Source organism: Bartonella acomydis (assembly GCF_039543025.1).
Lineage (GTDB): Bacteria > Pseudomonadota > Alphaproteobacteria > Rhizobiales > Rhizobiaceae > Bartonella > Bartonella acomydis.
Genome location: NZ_BAABIY010000013.1, coordinates 1 through 1,681, shown reverse-complemented (window position 1 = coordinate 1,681; position 1,681 = coordinate 1). Strand labels below are relative to the sequence as shown.

General features: G+C 31.0%; 1 protein-coding gene. It reads right to left on the bottom strand.

The features are described 5' to 3' along the window. Positions 1–115 precede the first annotated feature (115 nt). Positions 116–271, bottom strand: coding sequence for a hypothetical protein (locus ABD909_RS03590; RefSeq protein WP_345096596.1), 156 nt, complete (start codon positions 269–271; stop codon positions 116–118). Positions 272–1,681 lie beyond the last annotated feature (1,410 nt).

Here is a 1,681-nt window from a genome sequence, read left to right as displayed (position 1 = left end):
CATATGTGACAATCCTATATAAAAAATGGTCAAATGAATCACGTATAAAAGTGTGGATTCTTAAGTGGATTCATATAAAATAATTGCATGCAACATATTGACTTTATTGTATTTTTTATGATAATATTTTTCCTGCATTGGGAGGCATAGGTTTTTTTGTCGCTTGTAAAACCTGTTCTGTATTTTCGCATGTCATAAAATACGCCCTCCAGATAATAAAAAACCCCGCATTTGCAGGGATTTTCGACTGTACATCACCCTCTCTAGACACAATACGCCTAAGTACAGTAGTGTCATTAAATACAATTTGCTGCACTTTGTCAACACAAAAATAACACATATTGATAATTTATACTTTTGTAAAAACGCCATAAAAAGCGAAAGAGGCGACAAGCCACCTCTTCGCACCTGTCTCCTTTTACCAAGGGAGCGGTCACTGTTTTGTTACAGCGCCGTTATTTCCAATATTTATAAAGCGCATTAAGAGCAATCCGTAGTGAACTCACAAGATGTGGTAATTCTTGATCTTCTATAATAACGTATAATACAAAAAAACACAATAAAGTCAATAGTTTGTTTGCAATTATTTTATATGAATCCACTTAAGAATCCACACTTTTATACGTGATTCATTTGACCATTTTTTATATAGGATTGTCACGTATGAATAGAGCATAAAAAAAATCATGATGTAAATATTATAAAGCATGTAAACATTCAAATGAAATGAAAAGCAGCTATCATTCATAACAGTTCATAAATTTTATGATACGTTTTTATCACTCAAATCGCATGCGTTTAAGAATATATGAGTTTTGCTTTTTTGAGCGAAACCTTAAAAGGAAAATAATCATTTAAAACTTTTATAAGCTAATAGGTTTTCATTTATTAAGGGCGCATAAAAAGATTTAAAGACGAAATCGTTTTTAAAGCGCTTACTAAAAATTTAGTAAATAATAGGCAGACAATTATACAGATATTATCATCACAACAGATATGAAATTCAAAATGTTATGTCATATGAAATCAAAAGCCTTTTTATGTTATGCAAGCAAGCTATCAATAAACGTTTTAAAGGTTATAATTTAAAAATACGAAGCGAAATGAGATCACCTCAAATTTGAGGGCATCTATTGAGACAAAGATAAGCAAGCAAAATTCAAAATCGTTGTAACATCATAGAGGCATGGGGTTTTACTAAATTTTTAGTAAAAGCGATAATGTTTAAAGAAAAATGAAAAGACGCTTATGATAACCTTTCTAAATGAATGTTTAAACGTTTGAAACTATAAATGAGATGATTATAAGAAACNTAAAGACAATAGAGAGCTTGCAATATGATACATTTTGTATGTAAAATACTTATGATTTGGAAGTGGTTATTCCAAAGCCTCCATTTCAAAGCCGCGTCACGTTAAAGGACACGGCTTTCTTTTTGAGTTTTTTCTTTTATGATACGTTTTAAACAATACATCTTATAATGTGTTTATAGCCATAAAAGAAGGCGCCCCCATGCGCCGTTTTTTATTCTGTTTTATCAGTTTTATCGATAATATTGTCACCTTCATAAACTTCACAATTTTTAGGAACCAATCTTACTTTGCTTTGTTTGTTAAGTTTTGCATTGCCATAAACACGCCCCCAAATCTTTGCACAATATGAGATCTTTGCATTGCCATAG